Source organism: Xanthomonas codiaei, from assembly GCF_002939785.1.
GTDB classification, from domain to species: domain Bacteria; phylum Pseudomonadota; class Gammaproteobacteria; order Xanthomonadales; family Xanthomonadaceae; genus Xanthomonas; species Xanthomonas codiaei.
Genome location: NZ_MDEC01000002.1, coordinates 163,986 through 190,758, shown reverse-complemented (window position 1 = coordinate 190,758; position 26,773 = coordinate 163,986). Strand labels below are relative to the sequence as shown.

General features: G+C 66.3%; 21 protein-coding genes, 1 other RNA gene and 1 pseudogene. 18 read left to right on the top strand and 5 right to left on the bottom strand.

Annotated elements, in window-relative coordinates:
- Positions 1 to 11 precede the first annotated feature (11 nt).
- Entirely contained in the window at positions 12 to 323 is a 312-nt protein-coding gene (locus XcodCFBP4690_RS02160) for a hypothetical protein (RefSeq protein WP_104539422.1), read from the top strand.
- A gap of 68 nt (positions 324 to 391) precedes the next feature.
- Complete coding sequence (locus tag XcodCFBP4690_RS02155) at positions 392 to 2,485, top strand: prolyl oligopeptidase family serine peptidase (RefSeq protein ID WP_104539421.1); 2,094 nt, start codon at positions 392 to 394, stop codon at positions 2,483 to 2,485.
- A 480-nt stretch (positions 2,486 to 2,965) separates the two neighbouring features.
- Here the strand turns inward: XcodCFBP4690_RS02155 and XcodCFBP4690_RS02150 are convergent, their stop codons facing one another.
- The gene (locus XcodCFBP4690_RS02150; protein WP_104539420.1) at positions 2,966 to 4,150 is read right to left on the bottom strand and encodes a pyridoxal phosphate-dependent aminotransferase; all 1,185 of its coding nucleotides are present in this window, start codon (positions 4,148 to 4,150) and stop codon (positions 2,966 to 2,968) included.
- Positions 4,151 to 4,259: 109 nt separating this feature from the next.
- On the opposite strand from XcodCFBP4690_RS02150, the pseudogene XcodCFBP4690_RS02140 reads away from it, so the two are divergent.
- The 8 genes and pseudogenes from XcodCFBP4690_RS02140 (at position 4,260) to hslU (ending at position 12,033) form a co-directional block, all read left to right on the top strand.
- Positions 4,260 to 6,375, top strand: a pseudogene (locus XcodCFBP4690_RS02140) (S9 family peptidase).
- Positions 6,376 to 6,537: 162 nt separating this feature from the next.
- On the top strand, positions 6,538 to 6,936 hold the full coding sequence (locus tag XcodCFBP4690_RS02135) for a YbaN family protein (protein WP_064509415.1): 399 nt from the start codon (positions 6,538 to 6,540) through the stop codon (positions 6,934 to 6,936).
- A gap of 39 nt (positions 6,937 to 6,975) precedes the next feature.
- A complete protein-coding gene (gene lptM / locus XcodCFBP4690_RS02130; protein ID WP_104539419.1) occupies positions 6,976 to 7,224 on the top strand; it encodes an LPS translocon maturation chaperone LptM in 249 nt (82 codons plus the stop codon).
- The gene (dapF, locus tag XcodCFBP4690_RS02125; RefSeq protein ID WP_104539418.1) at positions 7,214 to 8,065 is read left to right on the top strand and encodes a diaminopimelate epimerase; all 852 of its coding nucleotides are present in this window, start codon (positions 7,214 to 7,216) and stop codon (positions 8,063 to 8,065) included. Before lptM ends, dapF begins: the two co-directional genes overlap by 11 nt.
- A complete protein-coding gene (locus tag XcodCFBP4690_RS02120; protein WP_167394432.1) occupies positions 8,065 to 8,736 on the top strand; it encodes a DUF484 family protein in 672 nt (223 codons plus the stop codon). Before dapF ends, XcodCFBP4690_RS02120 begins: the two co-directional genes overlap by 1 nt.
- A 75-nt stretch (positions 8,737 to 8,811) precedes the next feature.
- Positions 8,812 to 9,714 (top strand): tyrosine recombinase XerC, encoded by a 903-nt coding sequence (gene xerC / locus XcodCFBP4690_RS02115; protein ID WP_104539416.1) that lies wholly within the window; start codon positions 8,812 to 8,814, stop codon positions 9,712 to 9,714.
- A 299-nt stretch (positions 9,715 to 10,013) separates the two neighbouring features.
- The gene (hslV, locus tag XcodCFBP4690_RS02110) at positions 10,014 to 10,565 is read left to right on the top strand and encodes an ATP-dependent protease subunit HslV (RefSeq protein ID WP_104539415.1); all 552 of its coding nucleotides are present in this window, start codon (positions 10,014 to 10,016) and stop codon (positions 10,563 to 10,565) included.
- Between the two features lie 100 nt (positions 10,566 to 10,665).
- Positions 10,666 to 12,033, top strand: a complete 1,368-nt coding sequence (gene hslU, locus XcodCFBP4690_RS02105; RefSeq protein WP_104539414.1) for an ATP-dependent protease ATPase subunit HslU — start codon at positions 10,666 to 10,668, stop codon at positions 12,031 to 12,033.
- 893 nt (positions 12,034 to 12,926) lie between these two features.
- Here hslU and XcodCFBP4690_RS02095 read toward each other — a convergent pair.
- The 4 genes from XcodCFBP4690_RS02095 to XcodCFBP4690_RS02080 all read right to left on the bottom strand — a co-directional run bounded on the left by XcodCFBP4690_RS02095 (position 12,927) and on the right by XcodCFBP4690_RS02080 (position 16,672).
- The gene (locus tag XcodCFBP4690_RS02095; protein ID WP_104539412.1) at positions 12,927 to 13,382 is read right to left on the bottom strand and encodes a nucleoside deaminase; all 456 of its coding nucleotides are present in this window, start codon (positions 13,380 to 13,382) and stop codon (positions 12,927 to 12,929) included.
- Entirely contained in the window at positions 13,379 to 13,879 is a 501-nt protein-coding gene (locus tag XcodCFBP4690_RS02090; RefSeq protein WP_104539488.1) for a GNAT family N-acetyltransferase, read from the bottom strand. The genes XcodCFBP4690_RS02095 and XcodCFBP4690_RS02090 overlap by 4 nt, the downstream gene beginning before the upstream one ends.
- A 61-nt stretch (positions 13,880 to 13,940) precedes the next feature.
- Positions 13,941 to 15,026 (bottom strand): HlyD family secretion protein, encoded by a 1,086-nt coding sequence (locus XcodCFBP4690_RS02085; protein ID WP_104539411.1) that lies wholly within the window; start codon positions 15,024 to 15,026, stop codon positions 13,941 to 13,943.
- Positions 15,023 to 16,672 carry an MFS transporter gene (locus XcodCFBP4690_RS02080; protein WP_104539410.1) on the bottom strand — a complete coding sequence of 550 codons (1,650 nt, stop codon included), beginning with the start codon at positions 16,670 to 16,672 and terminating at the stop codon, positions 15,023 to 15,025. Before XcodCFBP4690_RS02080 ends, XcodCFBP4690_RS02085 begins: the two co-directional genes overlap by 4 nt.
- A gap of 86 nt (positions 16,673 to 16,758) precedes the next feature.
- On the opposite strand from XcodCFBP4690_RS02080, the gene ubiE reads away from it, so the two are divergent.
- The 8 genes from ubiE to XcodCFBP4690_RS02040 all read left to right on the top strand — a co-directional run bounded on the left by ubiE (position 16,759) and on the right by XcodCFBP4690_RS02040 (position 26,754).
- The gene (ubiE, locus tag XcodCFBP4690_RS02075; protein WP_104539409.1) at positions 16,759 to 17,520 is read left to right on the top strand and encodes a bifunctional demethylmenaquinone methyltransferase/2-methoxy-6-polyprenyl-1,4-benzoquinol methylase UbiE; all 762 of its coding nucleotides are present in this window, start codon (positions 16,759 to 16,761) and stop codon (positions 17,518 to 17,520) included.
- A gap of 181 nt (positions 17,521 to 17,701) precedes the next feature.
- Complete coding sequence (locus tag XcodCFBP4690_RS02070) at positions 17,702 to 18,592, top strand: GGDEF domain-containing protein (protein WP_167394431.1); 891 nt, start codon at positions 17,702 to 17,704, stop codon at positions 18,590 to 18,592.
- A 139-nt stretch (positions 18,593 to 18,731) separates the two neighbouring features.
- Entirely contained in the window at positions 18,732 to 20,687 is a 1,956-nt protein-coding gene (locus XcodCFBP4690_RS02065; protein ID WP_208622674.1) for a M1 family metallopeptidase, read from the top strand.
- A 232-nt stretch (positions 20,688 to 20,919) separates the two neighbouring features.
- Positions 20,920 to 21,639 (top strand): hypothetical protein, encoded by a 720-nt coding sequence (locus XcodCFBP4690_RS02060; protein WP_104539406.1) that lies wholly within the window; start codon positions 20,920 to 20,922, stop codon positions 21,637 to 21,639.
- Positions 21,640 to 21,643: 4 nt separating this feature from the next.
- The gene (locus XcodCFBP4690_RS02055) at positions 21,644 to 22,273 is read left to right on the top strand and encodes an HAD family hydrolase (RefSeq protein ID WP_167394430.1); all 630 of its coding nucleotides are present in this window, start codon (positions 21,644 to 21,646) and stop codon (positions 22,271 to 22,273) included.
- 44 nt (positions 22,274 to 22,317) lie between these two features.
- A non-coding RNA gene (locus XcodCFBP4690_RS02050) (sX9 sRNA) lies at positions 22,318 to 22,394 on the top strand.
- A gap of 563 nt (positions 22,395 to 22,957) precedes the next feature.
- Positions 22,958 to 24,973, top strand: coding sequence for a methanol/ethanol family PQQ-dependent dehydrogenase (locus tag XcodCFBP4690_RS02045; RefSeq protein ID WP_341871606.1), 2,016 nt, complete (start codon positions 22,958 to 22,960; stop codon positions 24,971 to 24,973).
- Positions 24,970 to 26,754, top strand: a complete 1,785-nt coding sequence (locus tag XcodCFBP4690_RS02040; RefSeq protein ID WP_104539405.1) for a quinoprotein dehydrogenase-associated putative ABC transporter substrate-binding protein — start codon at positions 24,970 to 24,972, stop codon at positions 26,752 to 26,754. Before XcodCFBP4690_RS02045 ends, XcodCFBP4690_RS02040 begins: the two co-directional genes overlap by 4 nt.
- Positions 26,755 to 26,773: the final 19 nt, after the last annotated feature.

Below are 26,773 nucleotides of genomic sequence, written 5' to 3'. Positions count from 1 at the left end.
GGAGTGCCGCCATGTCGCATCGTCCTTCCTCCCGTTCCGAACGCCCCGATCCGCGCGTGCTGCGCCCGGTCCGTCAGGTCGCCCTGGCCGGGCTTGCGCTGGTGCTGGTGTGGCCGGCCGCGCGCGGCCATAGCGAATGGATCGGATGGCTGCCGCTCTGGCTGGTCGGCATGCCGATGCTGGCCTGGTGGAGCCTGTACCGCTTTGCGTTGCCCACCCTGGCACGGCCCGGTGCGCGCCGCGCGGTTCCACGCCGGCGCGGGCCGCAGGCGCAGCGCCGGCGGGTGACTTCGCGGGCAGCGACACCGGCGCGGGCGGCCTGACCTTCGGCAGGGTCGAGCGGGCGGGGCGGCATGATAGGTTCCGGGAATTGGGTTCTCCGGAAAATTTCATGTCCAAGTTCGCCTCGATCTGCCTGGTTGCCGGCCTGATCACCGCTGGCGCCGTCTCTGCAGAGGAAACCGCTGTGTCCAACGATCCCTACGCCTGGCTGGAAGATGTCACCGGCGCCAAGCCGCTGGACTGGGTCAAGGCCCAGAATGCCAAGACCGAGGCGCGGCTGGCCGCCACGCCGGCGTTCAAGCAGATGGAAACCCGCATCCGCGAGGTGCTGGATTCGGACGCCAAGATTCCCAGCGTGCAGAAGATCGGCGCGTTCTATTACAACTTCTGGAAGGACAAGCAGCACGAGCGCGGCCTGTGGCGGCGCACCACGCTGGACGAATACCGCAAGCCGGCGCCCAAGTGGGAAACGGTGCTCGACCTGGATGCGCTCAACAAGGCCGAGGGCGAGAACTGGGTCTGGCACGGCGCCGACTGCCTGCGCCCGGACTACCAGCGCTGCCTGATCGCGCTGTCGCGCGGCGGTGCCGACGCCGATGTCACCCGCGAGTTCGACCTGGGCAGCAAGCAGTGGGTCAAGGACGGCTTCTTCCGTCCCGAGTCCAAGGGCGGGCTGGGCTGGATCGACCAGGACACCGTCTACGTGTTCACCGATTTCGGCCCCGGCGCGATGACCACCTCCGGCTACCCGCGAATCGCCAAGCAGTGGAAGCGCGGCACCCCGCTTAGCGCCGCTGCGGTGGTGTACGAGGGCAAGCCGACCGACATGTATATCGCCGCGATGCACGACGACACGCCCGGGTTCGAGCGTGATTTCGTCAGCCGCACCCTGGCCTTCTACAACGACGAGCTGTATCTGAAGGGCGCCGACGGCAAGCTGACCAAGGTGGATGTGCCCAATTCCGCCAGCAAGGCGGTCAAGCGGCAATGGCTGACCCTGGAACTGCGCGAGCCGTGGACGGTGGCTGGCAAAACCTACAAGCCCGGCTCGCTGCTGGCCACGCGCTTTGACGACTTCATGGCCGGCAAGCACAACATCGAGGTGCTTTTCGAACCCACCGACACCACCTCCCTGGCCGGGATGGCATGGACCAAGTCGCACCTGGTGTTGAACGTGCTGGACGACGTCAAGAACCGCCTGAGCGTGATCACTCCCTCGCAGGACGGCTGGAAGAAGAGCGCCTTCGTCGGTGCGCCGGCGCTCGGAACCGTGGACGTCAGCGCCGTGGACAGCGACGACAGCGATGCGCTGTGGCTGACCGTCACCGACTATTTGACTCCCACCACGCTGTCGTGGGTGGACATAGGCAGCGCGCCGCAGCCGCTCAAGACCATGCCGGCGTTCTTCGATGCCGGCAAGGACACCATCGAGCAGCACTTCGCCACCAGCAAGGACGGCACCCGCGTGCCGTATTTCCTGGTCCGCCCGAAGGCGCTGAAGCTCGATGGCAGCGCGCCGACGCTGCTGTACGGCTACGGCGGTTTCGAGATCTCGATGACGCCGAACTACTCCGGCGCCCTGGGCCGCTCGTGGCTGGAAAAGGGCGGCGTGTACGTGGTGGCCAACATCCGCGGCGGTGGCGAGTACGGCCCGCGCTGGCACCAGGCCGCCCTCAAGCAGAACCGCCACAAGGCCTACGAAGACATGGCCGCGGTGGCCAAGGATCTGGTCGCACGCAAGATCACCTCGACCAGGCACCTGGGCGTGCAGGGCGGCAGCAACGGTGGCCTGATGACCGGCAACATGCTCACCCAGTATCCGGACCTGTTCGGTGCGGTGGTGGTGCAGGTGCCGCTGCTGGACATGAAGCGCTACAGCCATCTGCTGGCCGGCGCCTCGTGGATGGCCGAGTACGGCAACCCGGACACCGACGACTGGAACTTCATCCAGACCTTCTCGCCGTACCATCTGTTCGACCCGAACAAGACCTACCCGCCGGTGATCTTCCTGACCTCCACGCGCGACGACCGCGTGCATCCCGGCCACGCCCGCAAGATGGCCGCCAAGATGATCGAGGCCGGCAAGGACGTGACCTACTACGAGAACATCGAAGGCGGCCACGGCGGCGCAGCCAACAACGCGCAGGCCGCGCATATGGCGGCACTGGCCTACAGCTTCCTGTGGGAGCGGTTGGCGGATTGATCCGGTGTTGATCGAACGCAATCGGCAACTCGATTGCGTTGGTCATACGGTGCCTGGAAGAAGAAGCCCTGGGCCGCGTGGTCCAGGGCTTTTTGTTATTCCCTTCTCCCTCCGGGACATTGTCCTCCTTCATGGGGGAGAAGGTGCCCGAAGGGCGGATGAGGGCGCCTAGTCCTTGGACACCGATTGATCTCGGCCAGGCTGGTCACCCCATGCGCAGCCTTCATCAACGCCGACTGCCGCAAATCGCGGATGCCAATCTTCTGCGCCGCTTCGGCGATCTGCATCGCATTGCCGCCTTCGTCCTTCTCCCGCCTGCGGGAGAAGGTGCCCGAAGGGCGGATGAGGGTGCGGTCGCACGCAGGCCTGGCTGTTCTTGAGTGCAACGGTACAAGCGCAGAAGCATGGGGCAGCTGCTCTTTCATCACCTGCAGTAAGCGATGCTGCGGCTAAGCGCAGCGCAACTCGCATTTGGTGTGATCAAAAACGCCGCAACCCACGCGCAATCCGCGCTGCCGCCTGTTCCAGCCGCGGCAGGCTTTGGGTGTAGGCGATACGCACATGCTGGTTGGCGCGGTGGAAGCCGAAGTCGATGCCGGGGGTAAAGGCGACATGTTCGGTTTCCAGGAAATACGCGCAGAACGCCTGGGCATCGTCCGAAAATGCGCTGATGTCGGCGTAGAGGTAGAACGCGCCTTGCGGTTCGACGGCGATATTGAAACCCAACGCACGCAGCGCCGGCAGCAGATAGTCGCGGCGCTGCTGGAATTCGGCGCGGCGTGCTTCGAAGATGGCGATGCTTTCGGGCGTGAAACAGGCCAGTGCGGCGTGCTGGGCGATCGTGGAGGCGCTGATGTAGAGGTTCTGCGCCAGTTTTTCCAGCTCGGGGACTGCCGCAGGCGGCGCGATCAGCCAGCCCAGCCGCCAACCGGTCATGCCGAAGTACTTGGAAAAACTGTTCAGCACGAAGGCGCTGTCGTCCACTTCCAGCACGCTGTGCGCGTCCAGGCCATAGGTCAGGCCGTGATAGATCTCATCCACGACCAGATGCCCGCCGTGGGCGTGCAGCGCGTGGGACAACCCGCCCAGTTGTTCGCGCGACAACACGCTGCCGGTGGGATTGGCCGGCGAAGCGACCAGTGCGCCGACGCTGTCGGGGTTCCAGCCTGCATCCACCAGTGCCGGGGTCAGCTGGTAATCGCTGTCTGGCCCGACCGGTACCAGCTGCGCGGTGCCCTCGACCAGGCGCAGGAAATGGCGGTTGCATGGATATCCGGGGTCGGCCAGTAGCCAGTGCCTGCCAGGATCCACCAGCAGGCTGCTGGCCAGCAGCAACGCACCGGAGCCACCGGGGGTGATCAGGATCCGCTCCGGATCGACGTTGCAGCCATAACGCTGCGCATAGAAGCCGGCAATGGCCTCGCGCAGCGCAGGCAGCCCGCGCGCAGCGGTATAGCGGGTGTGGCCGGCAGCCAGTGCGGCTTGCCCGGCCGCCACGATCGGCGCGGCGGTGGTGAAGTCGGGTTCGCCGATCTCCAGGTGGATCACATCGTGCCCGGCCTGCTCCAGCGCATTGGCGCGCGCCAGCAGCGACATGACATGGAACGGGGCGATGTCCTGGCTGCGGCGGCTATAGCCGCTGGGGAGCGGAAGCGTGGAATCCATTACGAAGATGATAGACCAGCATGGCCTAGGACACATGACGCTCGGCGACGGGCTCTTCCACACTCGGGCGCTGGGATGGCATTGCGTTCATCCAACGGACCCCAATCTGATGAAGCCTGTCCTGACCTTTGTTGATCGCCAGCCTGATGACCACATCCGCCACCCCCGCACTTGCCGCTCTCCCAACACCGCCGGACGTCGCCAGGCATCCGCATGTGGTCAAGGCACCGTTCGGTGCCACGCGCAATGACGACTACTACTGGCTGCGCGACGACAAGCGGCAAGACAAGGCGATGCTGGCCTATCTCAATGCCGAGAACGCCTACACCGACACGGTGATGGCGCCGCTCAAACCGCTGGAGGACACGCTCTACACCGAGATCGTGGGACGTATCAAGCAGGACGACGCCAGCGTGCCATACCGGCAGCGCGGCTATTGGTATTACACCCGCTTCGAAGCCGGCAAGGACTATCCGATCCAGGCGCGTCGCAAGGGCAGCATGGAGGCGCCGGAGGAGATCCTACTGGACGTCAACCAGATGGCGCAGGGCAAGGGGTATTTCAGCGTCGGCGAGGCGGAGGTCAGTCAGGACAACCGCATCCTGGCCTGGGCCGACGATGCGATCGGCCGCCGCCAGTACACGATCCGTTTCAAGAACCTGGAGACCGGCGAACTCTATCCCGACACGGTCGAAGGCGTGTCTCCGAACATGGTCTGGGCCGACGACAACAAGACGCTGTTCTATGTCGAAAACGATCCGGAAACGCTGCTCACCGTGCGCGTGAAAAAGCACGTGCTCGGCACGCCTGCCAAGGACGACGTGCTGGTCTACGAAGAGAAGGACGACAGTTTCTACATGGGCGTGGGGCGCACCCGCGACGACAAGTACATCACCATCGGCGTGGAAAGCACGGTGTCCTCGGAGACCCGTTATACCTCCGCCGACAAGCCGGACACGTTCAAGGTATTGGCCAAGCGCGAGCGCGACGTGGAATACCACGCCGACCATTTCGATGGCCGCTGGGTGATCCGCACCAATGCCGACGGCGCCAAGAACTTCAAGCTGGTGACCGCGCCGACTGATGCGACCACGCGCACGCAGTGGACCGATTGGGTCGCGCACGACGATGGCGTGTACATCGAGAACTTCGAACTGTTCGACGGATTCACCGCCATCGAAGAACGCTCCGGCGGGCTGGAGCGCGTGCGTCTGCTCAAGCGCGATGGCAGCCACGAGTACGTCAAGGCCGATGAGCCGGCCTATTCGATGGGGCTGTCGGTCAACGCCGAGCCGGACACGCCGTGGCTGCGCTACAGCTACACCTCGCTGACCACGCCCGCCACCACGTACGAACTCAATACCCAGACCGGCGAGCGCAAGCTGCTCAAGCAGCAGCCGGTGATCGGCTACGACCCCGCCAAGTACGTCACCGAGCGGGTGTGGGTGACCGCGCGCGACGGGGTCAAGGTGCCGGTGTCGCTGGTGTACAGGCAGGGCTTCAAGAAGGATGGCTCGGCGGCGCTGTTCCAGTACGCCTACGGCAGCTACGGCATGTCGATGGATCCGGCGTTCAACCTGCCCGCCGTCAGCCTGCTTGACCGCGGCGTGGTGTACGCCATCGCGCACATCCGCGGCGGCCAGGAAATGGGCCGCCAGTGGTACGACGACGGCAAGCTGCTGCAAAAGAAGAACACCTTCAACGATTTCATCGATGTCACCCGCGGCCTGGTGGCGCAGGGGTATGCCTCCAAGGACCGCGTGGCGGCGTCCGGCGGCAGCGCCGGCGGCCTGCTGATGGGGGCGGTGGCCAACATGGCGCCGCAGGACTACCGCGTGCTGGTGGCGCAGGTGCCGTTCGTGGATGTGGTGACCACCATGCTGGATGCCAGCATTCCGCTGACCACCAACGAATACGACGAGTGGGGCAACCCGGAAAACAAGGACTATTACGACTACATGCTGTCGTACTCGCCGTACGACAATGTGCGCAAGCAGGCGTATCCGGCGATGTTGGTCGGTACCGGCCTGTGGGATTCGCAGGTGCAGTACTGGGAGCCGGCCAAGTGGGTGGCCAGGCTGCGCGACGACAACACCGGCAAGTATCCGATTGTGTTCCGCATCAACATGGAAGCCGGCCACGGCGGCAAATCCGGCCGGTTCCGGCGCTACCGCGAGCTGGCCGAGTCGTATGCCTTCGTGCTGGATCAGCTGGGGGTGAAGTAGCTCAAGGGCTGGGAGTCGGGAGTTGGGATTGGGGATTCGCAAGGGCAGGTCTCCCATCCCTGCCTGCAGACGTCGCCTCATCCGCCCTTCGGGCTCCTTCGCACGGTGGGCGGAGGGGGATGCACAGACCATCTCGGTGCCTGCTGGCCGTATCATTTGCCCATGACGCGACCGAACCGATTCCGCTGGGCCTGGTGGTTGCTGGCGTATGCCAGCCTGGCGACCGGCATTGTCGGAATCTTCGTGCCTGGCTTGCCGACCACCGTGTTCATCCTGATCTCGGCCTGGGCCGCCTCGCGCGGGTCCGAACGCCTGCATCGCTGGCTGCTCTCGCATCCGCGTTTCGGCCCGGCCATCGTGGAATGGCAGACCTATCGGGCGGTGAGCCGCAAGGCCAAGTGGATGGCCACGCTGACCATGACCGTGTGTGCCGGCATCATGCTGTGGTGCGTGCCGGTGCTGTGGGTGAAGTGCCTGTCGATCGGCAGCATGGCGGTGGTGGCGATCTGGCTGTGGCTGCGCCCGGAACCGCCGCCGCGCACGTTGCCCGCGCCGCACTGAGCGCACGGCAGTCAGGGTGTTCTGGCTATACTCGGGACCATGAGCCTCATGTCCCGACCTTCCGTTCGTCTCGCACTGGTTGGTGCGACCTTTGTCCTGCTTGCCGCCTGCGGCAACAAGGGCCCGCTGGTGATGCCGCAGAAGCCGGTGCCGGTGGAAGCGCAGCCCGTGCCGCAGCCGCCGGATGCACCGCAACCGCTGGACGAGTCCACGCCTGCGCCGGTGCAGACCGATACGCCGCCCGCATCCAGCACCGACCAGCCCGCTAGCAGCGGCAATGAGCGCTGACGGCCGCACCGGGCGCCTGCGTTTCACCAAAATGCATGGTGCCGGCAACGATTTCGTGGTGCTGGACCTGCGCGACGGTTCGCCGCCGCCGGACGCCGCGCTGGCCGCGCGGCTGGCGGACCGGCATTTCGGCGTGGGTTGCGATCAGATCCTGACCATCGAAGCCCCGCGCAGCGATGGCGCAGTGGCCGCCTACGGCATCTGGAATTCCGATGGATCGGCCGCGCGCCAGTGCGGCAACGGTGCGCGCTGCGTCGCGGCCTGGTTGGTGCGCGACGGCACCGCGCAAGGCGATCGCTTCATCATCGACAGCCCGGTCACTGCGCACGCGGTGGAGCGGGTGGACGCCGATACCTACGCAGTGGAGATGGGCGTGCCGCAGTTCGAACCGCCGCAGATTCCGCTGGCCGGCTTCGCGCATGCGCGCGAGGAATACGCGCTGCCGGTGCACGGCGAGACGGTGCGCTTCGGCGCCGTGTCGATGGGCAACCCGCATGCGGTGCTGGAGGTCGGTCGGGTGGGGGCCGCGCCGGTGGAGCGCGTGGGCAGCCTGTTGCAGCAGAACCCCGCGTTTCCCGATTCGGTCAACGTGGGCTTTGCCCAGGTCGTAGACCCTACGCATGTGCAGTTGCGCGTGTTCGAACGCGGCGTGGGTGAAACCCTGGCCTGCGGCAGCGGCGCCTGCGCGGCGGCGGTGGTGCTGATGCAGCGGGGCCGCGTGGAGCGCGATGTTCGCGTGTCGCTGCCGGGCGGTGAGCTGCGGATCCGCTGGCCCGGCGACGGCCAGGCCGTGGTGATGTCCGGTCCGGCCGTGTTCGTCTTCGATGGAGAATGGATCTGATGAGCGACACCACCGACAAGCTGGGCGCGCACGATGTGGCGACATGGTTGCGCCGTCATCCCACCTTTCTCAAGCAGTTTCCGGATCTGGCGGTCAGCCTGCTGGTGCCGCGCGACGATGGCCCCACCGCCTCGCTGGCGACCTACCAGTTGGAAGTGCTGCGCGACAAGAACCGCGAGCTGTCGCGGCGGCTGCACGAGCTGGGCAGCAACGCCCAGGTCAACGAGCGGTTGGCGGTGCGCACCCATCAGCTGACGCTGGCGCTGATGCGCCAACGCACCGCGGCCGACACGCTCAAGGCCATGGCCGCGTCGCTGGCGGAAGATTTCAACGGCGATCTGGTGCGGCTGGTGCTGCTGACGCCGGTGGACGGTCTGCAAGCCGACTGGTTGCAGACCGTGGCCGCCGCCGACGCACGCCTGGCGCCGTTCCGCGACTGCCTGAGCGATGGCGAGCCGATCTGTGGCCGCCTGCAGGCCGACAAGCACGTGCTGCTGTATGGCGAGCAGGCCGGCGAGGTGCAGTCCACGGCCTTGCTGCCGCTGCCAGGCATCGGCCTGATCGCGGTCGGCAGCCGCGACGCCAACCGCTTCTATCCCGGCATGGGGACCTTGTTCCTGCGCATGATGGGCGAGTCGCTGAGCGTGGCGCTGCAGCGTTTTGAGGCGTGATGGCGGCGGCGACGCGGCCGCTGGACCGAATGCGCTGCGCCGCTGTCGTGGTGGTGCGGCCGCAGGATCTGTGACGTGTCTTCGGTAGACGACTTCCTGGCGTATCTGCAGTTCGAACGGCAGGTGTCTGCGCATACGCTGGACGCCTATCGGCGCGACCTCACCGCGCTGGTGAGCTGGCTGGACCAGCAACCGGCCGAGGCGGCGCTGCCGCGGGATGTCGCACACCTGGACAGCGCACACCTGCGCCGCTTCGTCGCTGACGAACACCGACGCGGGCTGTCGGCCAAGAGCCTGCAGCGGCGCCTGTCCGCTTGCCGCAGTTACTACGCCTGGTTGCTCAAGCATGGACGCATCGCGGTCAGCCCTGCGGCGGCGTTGCGTGCGCCCAAGGCGCCGCGCAAGCTGCCGCAGGTGCTCGATGCCGACGAAGCCGTGCGCCTGGTCGAAGTGCCAACCGATGCACCGCTGGGCCTGCGTGATCGCGCCCTGCTGGAGCTGGTCTATTCCTCCGGTCTGCGCCTGAGCGAGTTGTGCGCGCTGCGCTGGCGCGACCTGGATCTTGCCAGCGGACTGGTGATGGTGCTGGGCAAGGGCGGCAAACAGCGGCTGGTGCCAGTGGGTTCGCATGCGGTTGCCGCCTTGCGGCAGTGGCAGCGCGACAGCGGCGCAGGTGCCGAAATGCACGTGTTTCCGGGGCGCGCCGGTGGCGCGATCTCGCAGCGCGCGGTGCAGATCCGCATCAAGCAGCTCGGCGTGCGCCAGGGCATGTTCAAGGACGTGCATCCGCATATGCTGCGGCATAGTTTTGCCAGCCATATCCTGGAATCGTCCGGCGATCTGCGCGGCGTGCAGGAACTGCTCGGTCATTCGGATATCGCCACCACCCAGATCTATACCCACCTGGATTTCCAGCATCTGGCCAAGGTCTACGACGCGACGCATCCGCGCGCCAGGCGCAAGAAAGCGACTGAGTGAGCTGGCGTGTGCGTGATGTCAGCGATATCGCCGCAGGATGCAACTGATGCAGCGGTGGGCGCGTTCTGGGGAGGTGCTCAAAGCCCCTCTCCCCTCGGGAGAGGGGTTGGGGTGAGGGTACGTGCGCTGGTAGCCTCGATTTCTACGGCTAATTTCTTTCGAAAACGCTGTGAAGCTGAGAGGGGTTAGATGGCTGACGCGTCAGCGGGGCCTTGCGTCGCGTCCCCGCGTCGCTTCATCGCAGCGCGCTTGAACCCGGCAGGGGCGTCCCCACCTCCTTGGAAACCCCCGGAGGATCCATGGACCCCAGCCAGAACCCCAATATCGTTCACGCCACCACCATCATCTCGGTGCGGCGTGGTGGACACGTCGCCGTCGCTGGCGATGGCCAGGTCACCCTTGGTCATACGGTCATGAAGGGCAATGCGCGCAAGGTGCGCCGGCTTGGTCGCGAGGGTCAGGTGCTGGCCGGATTCGCAGGCGCTGCGGCCGATGCATTCACGCTGTTCGAATTGTTCGAAGCCAAGCTGAACAAGCATGGCCAGCTGACCCGTGCAGCAGTGGAACTGGCCAAGGATTGGCGCACCGAACGCCGCCTGGGCAAGCTCGAAGCCTTGCTGGCCGTGGCCGATAAGGAAACCTCGCTGATCATCAGCGGCACCGGCGATGTGATCGAGCCGGAAGACGGCATCATCGCCATTGGTTCTGGCGGTTCGTATGCGCTGTCTGCTGCGCGCGCGCTGTTGGCGCATACCGAGCTCGATGCCAGGACCATCGCCACCGAGGCCATCAACATCGCCGGCGATATCTGCATCTATACCAATCGCAACGTGGTGGTCGAGGAGCTGTGATTCGGCAATGGGGAGTGGGGATTGGCAACAGCGCTCCTCTCCCTGTAGCCGGACACGCATCGATCGTTCCTACTCCGCTTCTACGAATCCCCAATCCCCAATGTCAAATCCCCAAACCTCAACCATGACTCCGCGCGAAATCGTGCAGGAGCTCGACCGTCATATCGTGGGTCAGCACGATGCCAAGCGCGCCGTTGCCATCGCGCTGCGCAACCGCTGGCGTCGCATGCAGTTGCCTGAAGAGCTGCGCAACGAGGTCATGCCCAAGAACATCCTGATGATCGGCCCGACCGGCGTCGGCAAGACCGAGATCGCGCGACGCCTGGCCACCCTGGCCAATGCGCCGTTCGTCAAGGTGGAAGCCACCCGCTTCACCGAGGTCGGCTACGTTGGCAAGGACGTGGAGCAGATCATCCGTGATCTGGCCGATACCTCGGTCAAGCTGTACCGCGAACAGGCCAAGGTGCGCGTGCGCAACCAGGCCGAAGAACGCGCCGAAGACCGCATCCTCGATGCGCTGCTGCCGCGTCGCGCCGCCGGTATTGGTTTTGATCCGGAAGCTGCACGCAACGAGCCTTCGTCGCAGGAGAACGATACCCGCATCAAGTTCCGCCGCATGCTGCGCAACGGCGAACTGGACGAGCGCGAGATCGAACTGGACGTGGCGGTCAATGCCAGCATGGACATCATGACTCCGCCGGGCATGGAGGAAATGGGTCAGCAGCTGCGGCAGATGTTTGCCAACATCGGCAGCGGAAAGTCGCAAAAGCGCAAGCTCACCATCAAGGCCGCGCGCCCGTTGTTGATCGAGGAAGAAGCCGGTAAGCTGGTCAACGAAGACGATGTGCGCGCGGCGGCGATCGAGGCCTGCGAGCAGCACGGCATCGTGTTCATCGATGAGATCGACAAGGTGGCCAAGCGCGGCGAAGCCGGTTCCAGCGGTGGCGATGTAAGCCGCGAAGGCGTGCAGCGCGATCTGCTGCCGTTGGTGGAAGGCTCCAACGTGTCGACCAAGTACGGCACGGTCAAGACCGACCACATTCTGTTCATCGCTTCGGGCGCGTTCCATCTGGCCAAGCCCAGCGACCTGATTCCGGAACTGCAGGGCCGTTTCCCGATCCGGGTGGAGTTGACCGCGCTGACCAAGGCCGATTTCGTGCGCATTCTCACCGAGCCGAAGGCCGCCTTAATCAAGCAGTACGAAGCGCTGCTGCAGACCGAAGGCGTGTCGCTGAGCTTTGGTGCCGATGCGGTGGAGCGTCTGGCCGAGATTGCCGCCCAGGTCAACGAGCGCCAGGAAAACATCGGCGCACGCCGACTGCACACGGTGCTCGAGCGCTTGCTGGATGGCTTGAGCTACGAAGCGCCCGACCGCGATGGTCAGAGCGTGAGCGTGGATGCGGCCTATGTGGACGCGCAACTGGGCGAGCTGGTGCAGGATCCGGACCTGAGCCGCTACATCCTGTGATCGTCCACCGTCTGCGTGCTTGCGGTGATACATACAGGCATGCAGCGGTAGCGTAAAAGACCCGCCAATGGCGGGTCTTCTTGTCGTGGCGATCTTGTTTCTTCACTGCTCAAGGTCGATGTGAGTGGTCGCCCTGGAGGCAGTCGTCACCAGCGGCATGGGTCACATCGTGCGCTGCAGCTGTGCCGCGCCGCATACGTCGACCTGCCAGTGGCTGGCCCCCCAGCGACGCGGCGTTCGCCGTCGTCAGTCAGCGCAGACTGGCGCTGTAGCGCTGGATCAACACGGCGCCAAGGTGCGCACGGGCGTTGACTGCGGGATCCGTCAGTGCAGGCTGCTGCGGCGTATCAAGCCGGCTCCAGCTAGCCGCTGGGGGTCTGGCAGCCGGTTGCGTCACAGGTGCCTGCAGCAGCGGCTTGCGCAATGGGGCCGTCATGTCCAATGGAGATCCCTGCGTCGTTCCGCTTGCCGCCTGTGCAAGACCATTGCCAGCCAGCGCAGACGCGGCAACCAGGCCACCGACGTTCAATCCGACACCTGCCGCCTGTCCTTCTCCCGCCTGCGGGAGAAGGTGCCCGAAGGGCGGATGAGGGCAGCGCGCCTGGTCCACTGCGAGCAACCCTGAAGCCCACGCATCTACCGGCGCCACCGGCAGCACGCCCGCGGCCGCACCTGCCACTTCCATGACCGGCTGCGCCGTGACGCGGCCGGGTATTACGACATCTGGCACTGTCATTGAACGATCCCCCCGTGGGCAAAGCGCGAGACTAGCGTCGTGCATGTCAAGGCGCGTTGACGTCGGCAATGGGTAATGCGTCACCGCCAGCCCGCAAGGTGCCGACAGTACGCATCGCGATCGCCAGGCCAGCTGTCGCGGGAATCTCCGCGCGCGCTCAATCCTCGCCGATGTCCTCGTTCCATACGTCCGGATGAGCGGCGATATAGCCGCCGAGCAGGTCGATGCATTCCTGGCTGTGCAGGTCGATCACGTTGACGCCATGCTCGCGCAGCCAGGCGATGCCGCCCTGGAAGGTGACCGATTCGCCCACCACCACGGTGCCGATGTTGAACTGGCGTACCAGCCCGCTGCAGTACCAGCACGGGGCCAGCGTGGTGACCATGATGGTGTCCTTGTAACGGCGCTGGCGGCCGGCCTTGCGGAAGGCATCGGTTTCGCCGTGCACGGACGGGTCGTTCTCCTGTACGCGGCGATTGTGGCCGCAGCCGAGCAGGCGGCCGTCGGTGTGATACAACGCCGCGCCGATCGGGATGCCGCCTTCGGCCAGACCCTGGCGGGCTTCGGCGATGGCGGTGTCGAGCAGAGCGCGATAGTCGGGGGTGGTGATCATGCAGACTCCAGAGGGGCTGCACCGGCAGGGCGCAGCATGTCGAGGTGAGGGATGCCGTCTTCCAGATACGGCGCAGAGGCTGGCGCAAATCCATGCGCCGCGTAGAAGGCTTGCAGATGCGCCTGCGCGCCGAGTTGGATCGCACTGCCGGGCCAATGCGCATGCGCCAGCTGCAGGCCATGCTGCAACAAGACATGCGCCAACCCGCTGCCGCGGAACGCGCTGCCGATCACCACGCGCCCGATGCTGGGCTCGGGATAGCTCAGCCCCGGCGGCAGCACGCGCAGATAGGCGGCCAGCTCGCCGGTGGCGGTCGTTCCGAGCAGATGCAGCACACCCGGGTCGGTGTCCTTGCCATCCAGCTCGGGATAGGCGCAGCGCTGCTCCACCACGAACACGTCACTGCGCAGCTTCAGCAGCGCATACAGCTGCACGGTGCCGAGCTCGGCAAAACGCAGTGATTGCCACTGCAGGTCGGGGCGCGTTGAGGAAGGCATCGCCGCATGATAGCGGTGCATCGCGCGCGGGTGCGCGCCGCGGGCATGCCGATGGCGGTGCTCAGTCGACGGCGCTGCTGGTGTCCACGGCCACCACTACCGACATGCCCGGGCGCAGTCGCGCGGCCAGCGCTTGATCGGGGTCGACGCTGATCCGCAGCGGGATGCGTTGGGCGATCTTGACGAAGTTGCCGGTCGCGTTGTCGGCCGGCAGCACGCTGAATTCCGAGCCGGCAGCCGGCGAGATCTTCTGCACGCGGCCGCGCAGGGTCGCGTTGTTCAATGCATCCACGGTGAAGCTGGCGCGCTGCCCGATGCGGATCTTCGCCATCTGGGTTTCCTTGAAGTTGGCCACCACCCACAGCGTGTCCGGTACCAGCGCCATCAGCTGCGTGCCGTTGGTGACGTAGGCGCCCTGGCGCACGCCGAGCTGGCCGAGCTGACCATCGCGCGGGGCCAGGATGCGGGTATTGTCGAGGTTGATCTGCGCCAGTTGCTGCGCGGCCTGCGCATTGGCCACCGCGGCTTCCAGCGCGGCGCGGTTGACGGTGACGCTACGGGCGTTTTCTTCGGCCGCCTGCACGGCGGCGCGCGCCTGTGTCACGCCCGCTTCGGCCTGCGCGCGCGCCGCGAAGGCGGTGTCGCGGTCCTGCTCGGACACCAGCTTCTGGTCGGCCAGTTGCTGCGTGCGGGCATAGGCCGAGCGGGTGCGGTCGCGCTGGGCCTGGGTGCTGCTCAGCGCAGCGCGCTGTTCGGCGATGGCGGCCTGCGCACCATGTCGCTGCTGCTCCCAATTGGCGAGATTTGCCTGCGCGGTCTGCACCTGCGCCTTGGCCTGTTCCAGTTGCTGGGCGTAGATTCGGTCGTCGATGGTGGCCAGCAGCTGGCCGCGTGTGACGTGCGCAAAATCCTGCACCGACACCTGCGTGACATAGCCGCTGACCTGCGGCGCGATCACCGTGATCTGCCCGTGCACCATGGCGTTCTCGGTGCGTTCGATGGCGCTGACGAACGGCGGCAGCCGCCAGGCATACAGCACCAACGCCACGCCAATCAGTGCCAGGCCGCCGAACCCGATCGCGCCGGTGAAGCGGCGGCGGCGATGTTGCCGGTCGGTGGCAGGAGAGGAGTCTGCGGATGTACTCATGGGCGTGCGCTGGAAGCAGGAGAGGAGGGGGGAACGGCAGGGCGCAGATAGCGCCGCCACACCAGCACGGACAGGATCCATAGCCCGGTGGCGATGGCGATGCAGCCGATCAACAGGAATACGTCGTTATAGGCCAGTACGTTGGCTTCGCGGGTGGCCACGCTGCCCAGTGCGCGCACGCCCTGGGCCTGGCGCAAGGTTGGGTCGCCGATGCTGCTGCCGTATGCGCTCGCATAGGCCTGCACGCGCGCGGCCACCTGCGGGTCGGTCAGCACCAGGTGCTCCACCAACTGGCTGGAATGGTATTTCTCGCGCACCACCTGCACGCTGCCCAGCAGCGCGCTGCCCAGCAGGCCGCCCATGTTCTGCGCCATGCCGAACAGCACGATGAAGCTGATCAGGTTGCCGGGCTGCGCAATCACCCGGCCGATGCCGGCCACCATCGCCGGGCCGATGAAGAAGGTGCTGCCGAAGGCGAGCAGGAACTGGCTGACGTACATCTGCTCGGGGCGGGTGAGGCTGGTGGCATCGGCATCCATGAAGCAGCCAACGCAGATGGCCGCCACCGCGACGATCAGGTGCTCGGCGATGCGCGCGGGATCGATCAGCCACGCACTGGCGGCCACGCCGACCACCGCGCCCAGCAGCATCAGCGCGAACAGGGTCTGCAGCTGGGAATTGGCCAGGCCCAGGGTCTGGAAGAAGCCGATCGCGCCAGTGCTCTGTTCGGACAGCACCAGCCGGATCAGCAGGATGGCCAGGCCCAGCCGCAGCATGTCGCCGCTGGCCAGCCAGCGCGTGTTGATCATCGGGTTGCGGCGGTTGTGCTCGATCCAGGTGGCGGCGCATAGCAGCACGATCGAGGCGGCCAGCACCACGCCCAACCATGGAGTACTGGTCCACCACAGCAGCCGGCCCAGCGACAGCACCGCCGCCAGGCCGGCCGCCCCGGCGGCGAACAGGCTGAAGGTCAGGAAATCCAGCGGTTCGAACACCCGATAGCGATCGCTCGGCGGGAGCTTGAGCGCCAGCACGCAGGCCAGCGCGAACACGGCCAGCCCGCACTCGAACAGGTACAGGCCCTGCCACTGGCCGAATTCGAGCAGGTCGGTGGAAAACACCCGCGCCAGCGGCAACGCCAGCTGGGTGATGCCCAGGCCCAGCACCACCGCCTTGAGCCGATACCGGGCCGGGAATGCCTGGATCACGTAGTACAGCCCCAGCGAGCTGAGCGCCGCGCCCACCAGCCCATGCGCCGCACGCACGGTGATCGCCGAACTCAAGCTGTGCACGAACAGGTGGGCGAAGGCGATGGCCGCGTACAGCGCCAGGAAGATCTCGGTGAAGCGGCGCAGCCCGAACTGCTGGCGGAACTTCACCAGCAGCAGGTTGGCCGACATGTTGGTCATCACATAGGCGGCCGGCAGCCACGCCATTTCAGTGCCGTAGGCGCCCAGCGTGCCTTGCAGATACGGCAGGTTGGCGGTGACCAGCGCATTGCTCAGGCCCCCGGTCAGCGCCACCACCACGCCCACCAGGCCGTACTGGATGCGGCGCCGGGTCGGATGCAGGGGCGTGGAGGCCGACCCGGGCAGGGTGGGCTTTTCATGGGGCTGCCAGTCGCGCTGGACGTACTTGTCGCGCACGCAATGCTCGCGGGGCCTGTTGCGGAAGAGGTCGCAGTATGGTCCGGTGGCGGTCACGGTGGTGTCAGCAGTGCGATAATCCCCCCATGAGCGAATCCCCCTATACCTCCGGTACCACCCATTTCGGCTTTCGCGATGTCGCTGCCAAGGACAAGCAGAAGCTGGTCGGCGAAGTGTTCACCTCGGTCGCGCGCAATTACGACCTGATGAACGACCTGATGAGCCTGGGCGTGCATCGCGCCTGGAAACGCTACTTCGTGGCCACCGCGCAGGTGAAGCCGGGCGACCGGGTGCTGGACCTGGCCGGCGGAACCGGCGACATCGCCGTGCTGCTGAAAGAGCGTGTGGGCGATGAAGGTGCGGTGGTGCTGGGCGACATCAATGCCGGCATGCTCTCGGTGGGCCGCGACCGGCTGACCAACCGTGGGCTGGTGGCCGGCTTCGACTACGTGCAATGCAATGCCGAAGCGCTGCCGTTCCCGGACCAGAGTTTCGACCTGGTCACGATTTCCTTCGGTCTGCGCAACGTCACCGACAAGGATGCCGCGCTGCGCGAGATGTACCGCGTGCTGAAGGTGGGCGGGCAGGCGCGCGTGCTGGAATTTTCCGAAGTCACCGCCGAGTGGTTCAAGCCGATCTACGATTTCCATTCGTTCAAGATCCTGCCCAGGCTGGGTCAGCTGTTCGCGCGCGATGCCGACAGCTACCAGTACCTGGCCGAAAGCATCCGCAAGCATCCGCCGCAGGAGTCGCTCAAGGGCATGATGGGCGAGGCCGGATTCGCACGCTGCCACTACAAGAACCTCACCGGCGGCATCGTGGCGATCCACTCCGGCTACAAGATCTGACCTCGCGCCTCCGGGGCTGGCATGCCGCGCATTGCGTGCTGCATGCCAGCCCGGGTGCTCGGGTTCGCTTTGCGCCGGTTGCTGTTTGCATCGGCGTGCGCACCGCCAGGTTCTGCGACTTCCGTCGCGTTGGCTCCACCAGCGGTCGGCGACACTAGGCACCCCCTTGCCGGAGAGTTGGATGCGCTTGTACGCCGGGCTCTCGCGCGTGTTTCCCCGCTCCTTCAGCGCCAAGCTGCTGGCGGTGACCTTTGTCGGCATCCATCTGCCGCTGCTGTTGCTGATTGCGTGGCTGGCCTCGCAAAGCGAGTTGGGCGGACACCTGCTGTGGTCGGTGATCGTCGTGGCGCTGCTGGCGACGCTGGCCGGCACCGCCCTGACGCTCTCGGCCCTGTACCGGCTGCTGGCGCCACTGCGTATCGCCGCCGACGCGCTGGATACCTATTACGCCGACCAGCGCCTGCCCAGCCTGCCCGAGCATGGCGATGACGAACTGGGCCGGCTGTTGCGCGGAATCAACCGCAGCCTGCGCGGCATCGATGCCGGCATGCGCGATCTCAAGAAGCACGCGCTGCTGGACCCGCTCACCGAGGCGCTGAACCGCCGCGGCTGCGAACAGGCGATGCGCGATTCGGTGGCTGCCGCGCAGCGCGGGGGCTGGCCGTTCGTGCTGTTCGTGCTGGACATGGACAACCTCAAGCAGATCAACGACCGCTTCGGGCATCTGGCCGGCGACCGCGTGCTGGTGCGGCTGGTGGAATCGGCCTATGGCTGGCTGGGCGCGCAGGACTGGATCGGTCGGTGGGGCGGTGACGAATTCCTGATCGGCGTGCACGCTGGCGAGGACGAGGCCACGCTCAAGCTCAATCAATGGCTGTCCATGCTCGAGCGCGAAGACGGCGAGGAAGCGCCGCTGCACCTGAGTGCCGGCAGCGCGGTATACGCAGCGGATGTGGATGCCACCGAGCTGTACCGGCGTGCGGATGCGGCGATGTACCGCGCCAAGTTCTCCGGTGGCCGGCGCCTGGTGCGCGATGGGCATGACACCCCGCGCGATCATCCGGTGACATGACCGCCGGCGCTGCGCCAGCGCGCACTGTCAGCAGGCGCTAGCTGTCGGCGGCCACCGGCGGCACGCCCGCGCGCGGCGGCACGGGCAGGTCATGGCCTGGGGCGCTAAAATGGCCAATTCTCTCGCTGCGGTGCCGTCGATGCGCTTCCCGTTCCTGTCGCTGTCCCTGGCCGTGTCCATTGCGTTGGCCGGCTGTTCCAATGACTCCACGCCGCCGGCGTCCACCGCTGCCGCGCCGGCCGCCACTGCCAAGGCCTCCGTGAAAGCAGACGCCCGCAACCACGACGAAAGCTCCTACGCCCAGCCGCAGCTGGTGGTCATCAAGGATCTGGCGCTGGACCTGAAGCTGGATTTCGACAGCAAGCAGATCGGTGGCACCGCCACCTATACGCTGGAATGGAAGGACAAGGCCGCCAAGCAGCTGGTGCTGGACACGCGCGAGCTGAGCATCGCCCAGGTGCAGGCCGACGACGGCAAGGGCGGCCTGGCGCCGCTGCAGTTCGCGCTGGCGCCGGCCGACAAGACCTTCGGCAGCAAGCTCACCATCGAGACGCCGAACCAGCCCGCCAAGGTCGTGATCACCTATCACACCGCACCCACCGCCTCGGGCCTGCAGTGGCTGGAGCCGTCGATGACCGAGGGCAAGCAGTTGCCCTTCATGTTCAGCCAGTCGCAGGCCATCCACGCGCGCAGCTGGGTGCCGCTGCAGGACACCCCGAGCGTGCGCTTCACCTACAGCGCGCATGTGACCTCGCGCCCGGACGTGATGGTGCTGATGAGCGCCGACAACGACCCCAAGGCCGCGCGCGACGGCGACTACAGCTTCAAGATGCCCGAGCCGATCCCGTCCTATCTGCTGGCCATCGCCGCCGGCGATGTGGTGTTCAAGCCGATCTCCGCGCGCTCGGGCGTGTGGGCCGAGCCGGCGATGGCCGACAAGGCCGCCAAGGAGTTCGAAGACACCGAGAAGATGATCGGTGCCGCCGAAAAACTCTATGGCCCGTATCGCTGGGGCCGTTACGACATGCTGGTGCTGCCGCCGTCGTTCCCGTTCGGTGGCATGGAGAACCCGCGCCTGACCTTCGCCACGCCCACCGTGATCGTCGGCGACAAGTCGTTGGTGTCGCTGGTCGCCCACGAGCTGGCGCATAGCTGGTCCGGCAACCTGGTGACCAACGCCAGCTGGAAGGACATCTGGCTCAACGAAGGCTTCACCACCTACGTGCAGGGCCGCATCACCGAGGCGCTGTACGGCGCCGAGATGGCCGAGATGGAGCGCGAGATCGACCAGGGCGATCTGCTGGCCGAAGTGAAGGAGATGGCGCCGGCCGACCAGGCCCTGGCACTGCCGCCGCTGGCGCAGCGCGATCCGGACGAAGCCCTGAGCCAGGTGGCGTACGTCAAGGGCGCCTGGTTCCTGCAGTTCCTGGAGCAGCGTTTCGGCCGCGAGGTATTCGACCCGTTCCTGCGCGGCTGGTTCGACGACCACGCCTTCCAGAGCGCCACCACCGACCAGTTCGTCGATTACCTGAAAAAGAACCTGCTGGCCAAGAACCCCACCGCGGTGACCGCTGCCGAAGTGGATGCGTGGTTGAACCAGCCGGGCATCCCGGCGTTTGCGGCCAAGGCGCGCTCGCGCAGTTTCTCCATCGTGGACACCGCGCGCATCGCCTGGAGCGGCAGCGGCACGCTGCCCAGCAAGCAGGTCACCGGCGAGTGGGGCACGCAGGAGTGGGTGCATTTCCTCAGCGGCATGGGCGCCACGCTCAAGCCCGAGCAGCTCAAGCAGCTGGACGATGCGTATCACTTCACCGGTACCCCGAACGGCGAGATCGCCATGCGCTGGTATCCGCTGGCGATCCGCAGCGGCTACACCGACGCACGCCCGGCTGCCGGCGAGTTCATCGAGCGCGTGGGCCGGCGCAAGCTGGTGCTGCCGATCTATGCCGAACTGTTGAAGACCCCGGACGGTATCGCGTTTGCCGAACAGGCCTTCGAGAAGGCTAAGCCCGGCTATCACCCGATCACCACCGCCTCGGTGACCGAGATGATCGCCAAGGCCAAGGCGGCGGCGCCGGCACAGCCGCAGCCGTAATGGTAGGGGAGGGCGTTGCAGACGCCCTCCCGCCGCTTTCCTTGCTGCATCGTGCAGGCGGCACCGCGCCCTGCAATCGCCGTTGCAGGAGCGCACCCGGGCGCGACGTGGCGTTACCGGGAATGCTCCATCGCGCCCGGGTGCGCTCCTACGCTGTGCCGCAGTCTGATCGCGGCTGTCGCGGGCAGGCTGGTATCGTTGCCGCTGCCTTTCATGCCTTCCGGAGTCGACGATGAAGTATCTGCTGAGCGCGGCCTTGTGCGTTGCGGCCCTGAGCGCCTGCACCGACCGCGAGGCGCAACGCAAGGCGCAGGAAACCGCGCAGGCGCAGGCCAAGGAAACCAAGGCCGATGCGCTCGCCAAGCAATACGACGAAGCGGTCAAGGCGCAGAACTGGGACATGGCGCGCGCCCACGGTGCGGCCCTGCTCGAAGGCTATGCCGGCACCGCGGCCGCCACGCGCATCGAACCCGGCTATGCCGACATCAAGGCCAAGGGCGAGCAGGCGCGCGAACTGCGTTGCATGCAGGCGCTCTGGCAGTACTCGCAGGTACCGGCCAAGGGCGGCACACAGCGCTCGGCGATGATCGATGCCAAGCAGCGCGTGGATGTGGACGGCAGCGGGCCCAAGCCGGTGAGCCTGGTGTTCCGCGATCACCCGCAGTGGAAGCGCCACAGCTATCTCGTGCTCAAGGCCGGCGACTTCAATTGCTACGGCGGCTGCAAGGTGCAGGTCGCCGCCGATGGTGGCGCACCGCGCGCGATGGCCGCCCACCGCCCGGACACCGATGAAGCGATCGCCATGTTCATCGACGACGACAAGGCGCTGTGGAAAGTGGTGCGTAATGCCAAGCGCATCAGCATCGCCTTCCCGGTCAAGGCCGGCGGAACGCGCACGGCCGAGTTCGAGGTCGGTGGCCTGGATACCACGCAAATGCCGGGCTGGAAATAAGCGCATGGACGGCGCGATCGCCGCACGCCTGCCGCTGTCCGCCTACCGGCATTGGGTGTTCGACATGGACGGTACGCTCACGCTGCCGGCGCACGATTTCGCGCTGATCCGGCGCGCGCTGGAGATCCCGCCGGAACACGACATCCTGCATCACCTGGCTGCATTGCCTGCCGATCAGGCACAGGCCAAGCACGCCTGGTTGCTGGAACACGAACGCGCGCTGGCCGAGGCCGCGCAACCTGCGCCGGGCGCGCCGGCATTGGTGCGCGCACTGCAGGCCGATGGCTGCCGGCTCGGCCTGCTGACCCGTAATGCGCGTGTGCTGGCACAGGTGACGCTGGAGACGATCGGCCTGGGCGATGTCTTCGCATGGGACGACATCGTCGGCCGCGACGAGGCCGCGCCCAAGCCCGCGCCCGACGGCCTGCAGTATTTCCAGCGGCGCTGGGAAGTGAATGCCACAGCGTTACTGATGGTCGGCGACCACCACAACGACCTGGCCTGTGGCCGCGCCGCCGGCGCAGGCACCGTGCTGGTCAATACCCCCGGCGACCCCTGGCCGGGCCTGGCCGATTGGCGCTTGCGCGATTGTGTTGAACTGTTACACCACTGGCAGGCCAGTGCCGGTCATTGAGGGGCAGCTGACAACGCTACTGCGAGGCCGCTGCTCGGTGCGGCATGTACCACGCGGATACTCCGGTGCTGAGCACGCCGTCCGCCCCCACCTGACGACCGCTCGCTACATGTCGTCAGCCGCTCTCAATGTCCCGGTGGGAGAAGTAAATCGTCGGTGCCGTGTTTGAAGCCCCTCTCCCCGCGGGAGAGGGGTTGGGGTGAGGGTACGGCCCGGGGACTGTCGGCATATTCTCAGTACATCGCGCAAAGACGCTGCACGGCGCGTGCAGCATCGATGGGTCGCGCGGTGGCTCCAACAGTGCGGTGCCCGCTCGCATCCTTCATCGGGCGCCGCCTCCCGGCGGGCGGAGGCAAGCAAGGCGTTCCCACGTTCTCCAGCACAGTCGGCATGACCTGCGTGGCCACGCGCAGCTGTGCCGTATCTCCACACGCAGGCGTGCGCAGTGCTCCACCAGCGCGACAGCACGTAAGGCGCAAAGTGTGCCGAATGCGTGACACTTTTCGCGCCGTGCCGGCGCCATGCTCACAACTCCTTTCTCCATCAGGGTGCTGCGCCGCAACAGTGCGCTGGCACGCGCTGTGCTGCGTCTTTGCCGCACCCACCCGTTTGCGCCGTCGTCGCGTGCATCAAACGCCAGTGGCTCTTCGTTCGATTGGACTTCCACCGAGAGGGGTAGACGCAATGCACCAATCTTCCTGTCGCAGCGTTCGTAGCGGCGCGCTGCTGATGCTCGCGCTGAGCGCCGTGTTATCCGGTTGCAAGAAGGACACGCCGGCCGAAACCGCCGCGCCGGCACCTGCAGCAGCCCCGGCGGCGGCGCCGGCCGCTGCCGTGGTGGATACCGACAGCGAATTCGCCGCCAATGCCAGCAATGCGGATAACTGGGGCGGCGTCGGTCGCGATTTCGCGCTCACCCGGCACAGCCCGCTGGCCGAGATCAATCGCGACAACGTCAAGAACCTGAAGATGTCGTGGGAAATGAAGACCGATGCCACCCGCGGTCACGAAGGTCAGCCGCTGGTGATCGGCAACATCATGTACATGGTCAGCGCGTATCCCAACAACGTGTTCGCCATCGACCTGGCCGCGCAGGAAGACGGCGGCAAGGTGTTGTGGAAATACACCCCGCAACAGGACGAGCGTTCGGTGGCGGTGGCGTGCTGCGACACGGTCAACCGCGGCGCTTCGTATGCCGATGGCAAGCTGGTGTTCGGCAGCCTCAGCGGCGATGTGATCGCACTCGATGCCAAGACCGGCAAGGAAGCGTGGAAGCAGAAACTCGCGCACCCGGACAAGGGCGAAACCATCACCATGGCCCCGATCATCGCCGACGGCAAGGTGGTGGCCGGCATCAGCGGCAACGAGTTCGGCGTACTCGGGCGCGTGGCCGCCTACAACCTGGCCGACGGCAAGCAGGCCTGGTCCTGCGACGCGGCCGGTACCGACAAGGCGATCTGCCTGGGGCCGGATTTCAACAAGGCCAATCCGCAATACGGCCAGCTCGGCGATCTCGGGGTGAAGACCTTCCCCAACGACGAATGGAAGCGCGGCGGCGGTGCGGCCTGGGGCTGGTACAGCTACGACCCCAAGTTGAAGCTGGTCTACTACGGCACCGGCAATCCTGGCCTGTGGAGCCCGTCGTATCGCTGCGGCAAGACCACGCAGGAGGAATGCAATAACGGTGAACACGACAACAAGTGGTCGATGACGCTGTTCGCGCGCAAGATCGATACCGGCGAAGCGGTATGGGGCTACCAGAAGACCCCGTTCGACCAGTGGGACTACGACGGCATCAACGAGCCGATCCTGGTGGACCTGACCATCGACGGCAAGCAGGTCCCGTCGGTGGTGCAGTTCGACCGCAACGGCTTTGCCTATGTGCTCGATCGTCGCGATGGCACGCTGCTGCGCGCGCATAAATTCGTGCCGGCCAACTGGGCCGAACGCATCGACATGAAGACCGGCCGGCCGGTGAAGGTGGCTGCGCATTCGCCGCTGGAACGCGGCAAGAAAGTGCAGGCGTTTCCGTCGGCGATGGGCGGCAAGGATCAACAGCCGTGTTCGGTGGATCCGGCCAATTCGGCCGTGTTCTTCTGCGGCACCAATAACTGGCACATGGAGCTGGAGCCGCAGGAACGCGGCAACACCATGATGGGCCTGCCATATGTGTTCGCCAATGTGATGATGAAGCCGAACGAGCCCGGCGCGTTAGGCATCGTCAAGGCCTTCGACGTGGTGGAAGGCAAGTCCAAGTGGGAGATCAAGGAGAAGTTCCCGGTGTGGAGCGGCACCCTGGTCACCGATGGCGGGCTGGTGTTCTACGGCACCCTGGATGGCTGGTTCCGTGCGGTGGACAAGGACACCGGCAAGAAGCTGTGGGAGATGAAGCTGCCGTCCGGCATCATCGGCAACCCGATCGCCTACAAGGCCAACGGACACCAGTACATTGCGGTGTTCTCCGGAATCGGCGGCTGGATTGGCCTGCCGGTCACCGCAGGTCTGGATCCGTCCGATCCGTACGGCGCGCTGGGTGCGGCCGGGCTGGCCTTTGGCGCCGGTTTCGACAAGATCCCGCTGGGCGGCATGGTGCACACCTTCCGCATCGATGGGGCCGGCAAGACCGTGTCCGCCACTGCAACGGCCACCGCCTCCGCCGGTGGCGGCACCGCCAATGCTGCAGCGAAGACGGCACGATGACATCCACGCAAGGCGTTGGACGCGCAGGTCGGCAGCTCGCTGCCGGCCTGCGCGGTACCCACCGGCACCTGCACACCGTGCTGCTGGTTTGCAGCCTCGGACTCGTCGCCGCAGGTTGCACACGCGAGCCGTCCTCACCGGCGGCTCGCGCTTCCGATTCCGGTGCGGCGTCCACAGCGACACCTGCATCCATGGCATCCACCGCAGCGCCAGCCGCTGCGCAGACGCCGGCCAACACGCCGCCACCTGCGCCCGATCCCACAGTGCTGCGCGTCTGCGCAGACCCGGGCAACATGCCGTTGTCCAACAAGGCCGGCGAAGGCTTCCAGAACAAGATTGCGCACGTCGTCGCCGATGCCATGGGCCGGCGGCTGGAATACGAATGGCGCACCTATTACCAGCGCGGACTGGCGCGCAGCACCATCAATGCCGGCCGCTGCGATCTGCTGATGGATCTCAATAGCGACTTCGAGCAAGGCCTGACCACGCGCCCGGTGTACCGTTCCACCTATGTGCTGGTGACGCGCAAGGGCCTGGAGTTGAGGCCGCGCTCGCTGGACGATGCGGCGCTCAAATCGATCAAGCTGGGCGTGTTCCAGAGTTCGCCTGCGCGCCAGGCGCTGTACGAGCATGGTATCAGCGGCGAGGTGCAATACCTGTTCTACGACTCGGCCAGCGCGCCGGAAGAGCACCCGGGCAAGCTGGTGGAGCGGGTGGCCGCCAACCAGCTGGATGCGGCCGAATCCTGGGGGCCGGTGGCCGGCTACTACGCCGCACGTGGCGGGCTGGGCATGGTGCCGTTGAACACCATCGACGATGCGGTGCTGGAGTACTCGATGGCGTGGGCGGTGTCGCGCAAGAACGCGCCGCTCCGCGATGCATTGAACAAGGCGCTGCAGGACAACGCGGCAAGGATCGCGCAGATCCTGCATGACTATCACGTGCCGCTGGTCCGTTGCAGCGACTGCATCGTGGCTGGCGATCTGCCGTCGCATGGACCTTACGCCACACCGGCCGCCGCATCGACTGCGCGCAGTCCTGCCGCCTCCTCGCAGGAGCTGGCGCAGTTGCAGTTGCGCATTGCCGATGGTGCCGACCCCAACCAGGAACTGGCGCATGCGCTGGATGCCGGCGATGCGGTACGTGCGGCCTGGTTGCTGCGGCATGGTGCCGATGCCAACACGCCCAACCTGCTCGGTGAGCCGCCACTGCATCAGGCCATCCGCAACCAGGAACCGGATCTGGTCGGCCTGCTGCTGGATGCCGGCGCACGGCTGGATGCGCGCGATGCCAGCGGCTGGACCGCGTTGATGAAGGCGGCCTGGGCCAACGATGCCGACAGTGTCGGCCGCCTGCTGCGCAAGCGCGCGCCGGTGGACACCGTGTCCGGTGATGGCTGGAGCGCGCTGGATCTGGCGGTGTCCTACGCCGATGCCGAAGTGGTCCAGGCACTGCTCGCCGCCGGCGCGAATGTACGGCGCGCCAACGCCACCGGCTTTACGCCGGCGATGTTTGCAGTGGCACGCGACGACCCGGCCATTCTCGACGCGCTGCTCGCGCGCGGCGCCGATGTAGGGCACGCCAACCAGGCCGGTGTCACCGCCCTGATGCTGGCCGCGGCGGCCGGACGCGAACAGGTTGCCAAACGCCTGCTCGCCGCCGGCGCGGACCCGGCTGCACGCAATCGCGAAGGCAAGACTGCCGCAGCGTTGGCGCAGGACCGTGGCGATACCGCGCTGGCCGCGCTGTTGAGCGATGCCGGGCGCCCCTCCAGACGCTGACTGTTTCATCCACTGCGTG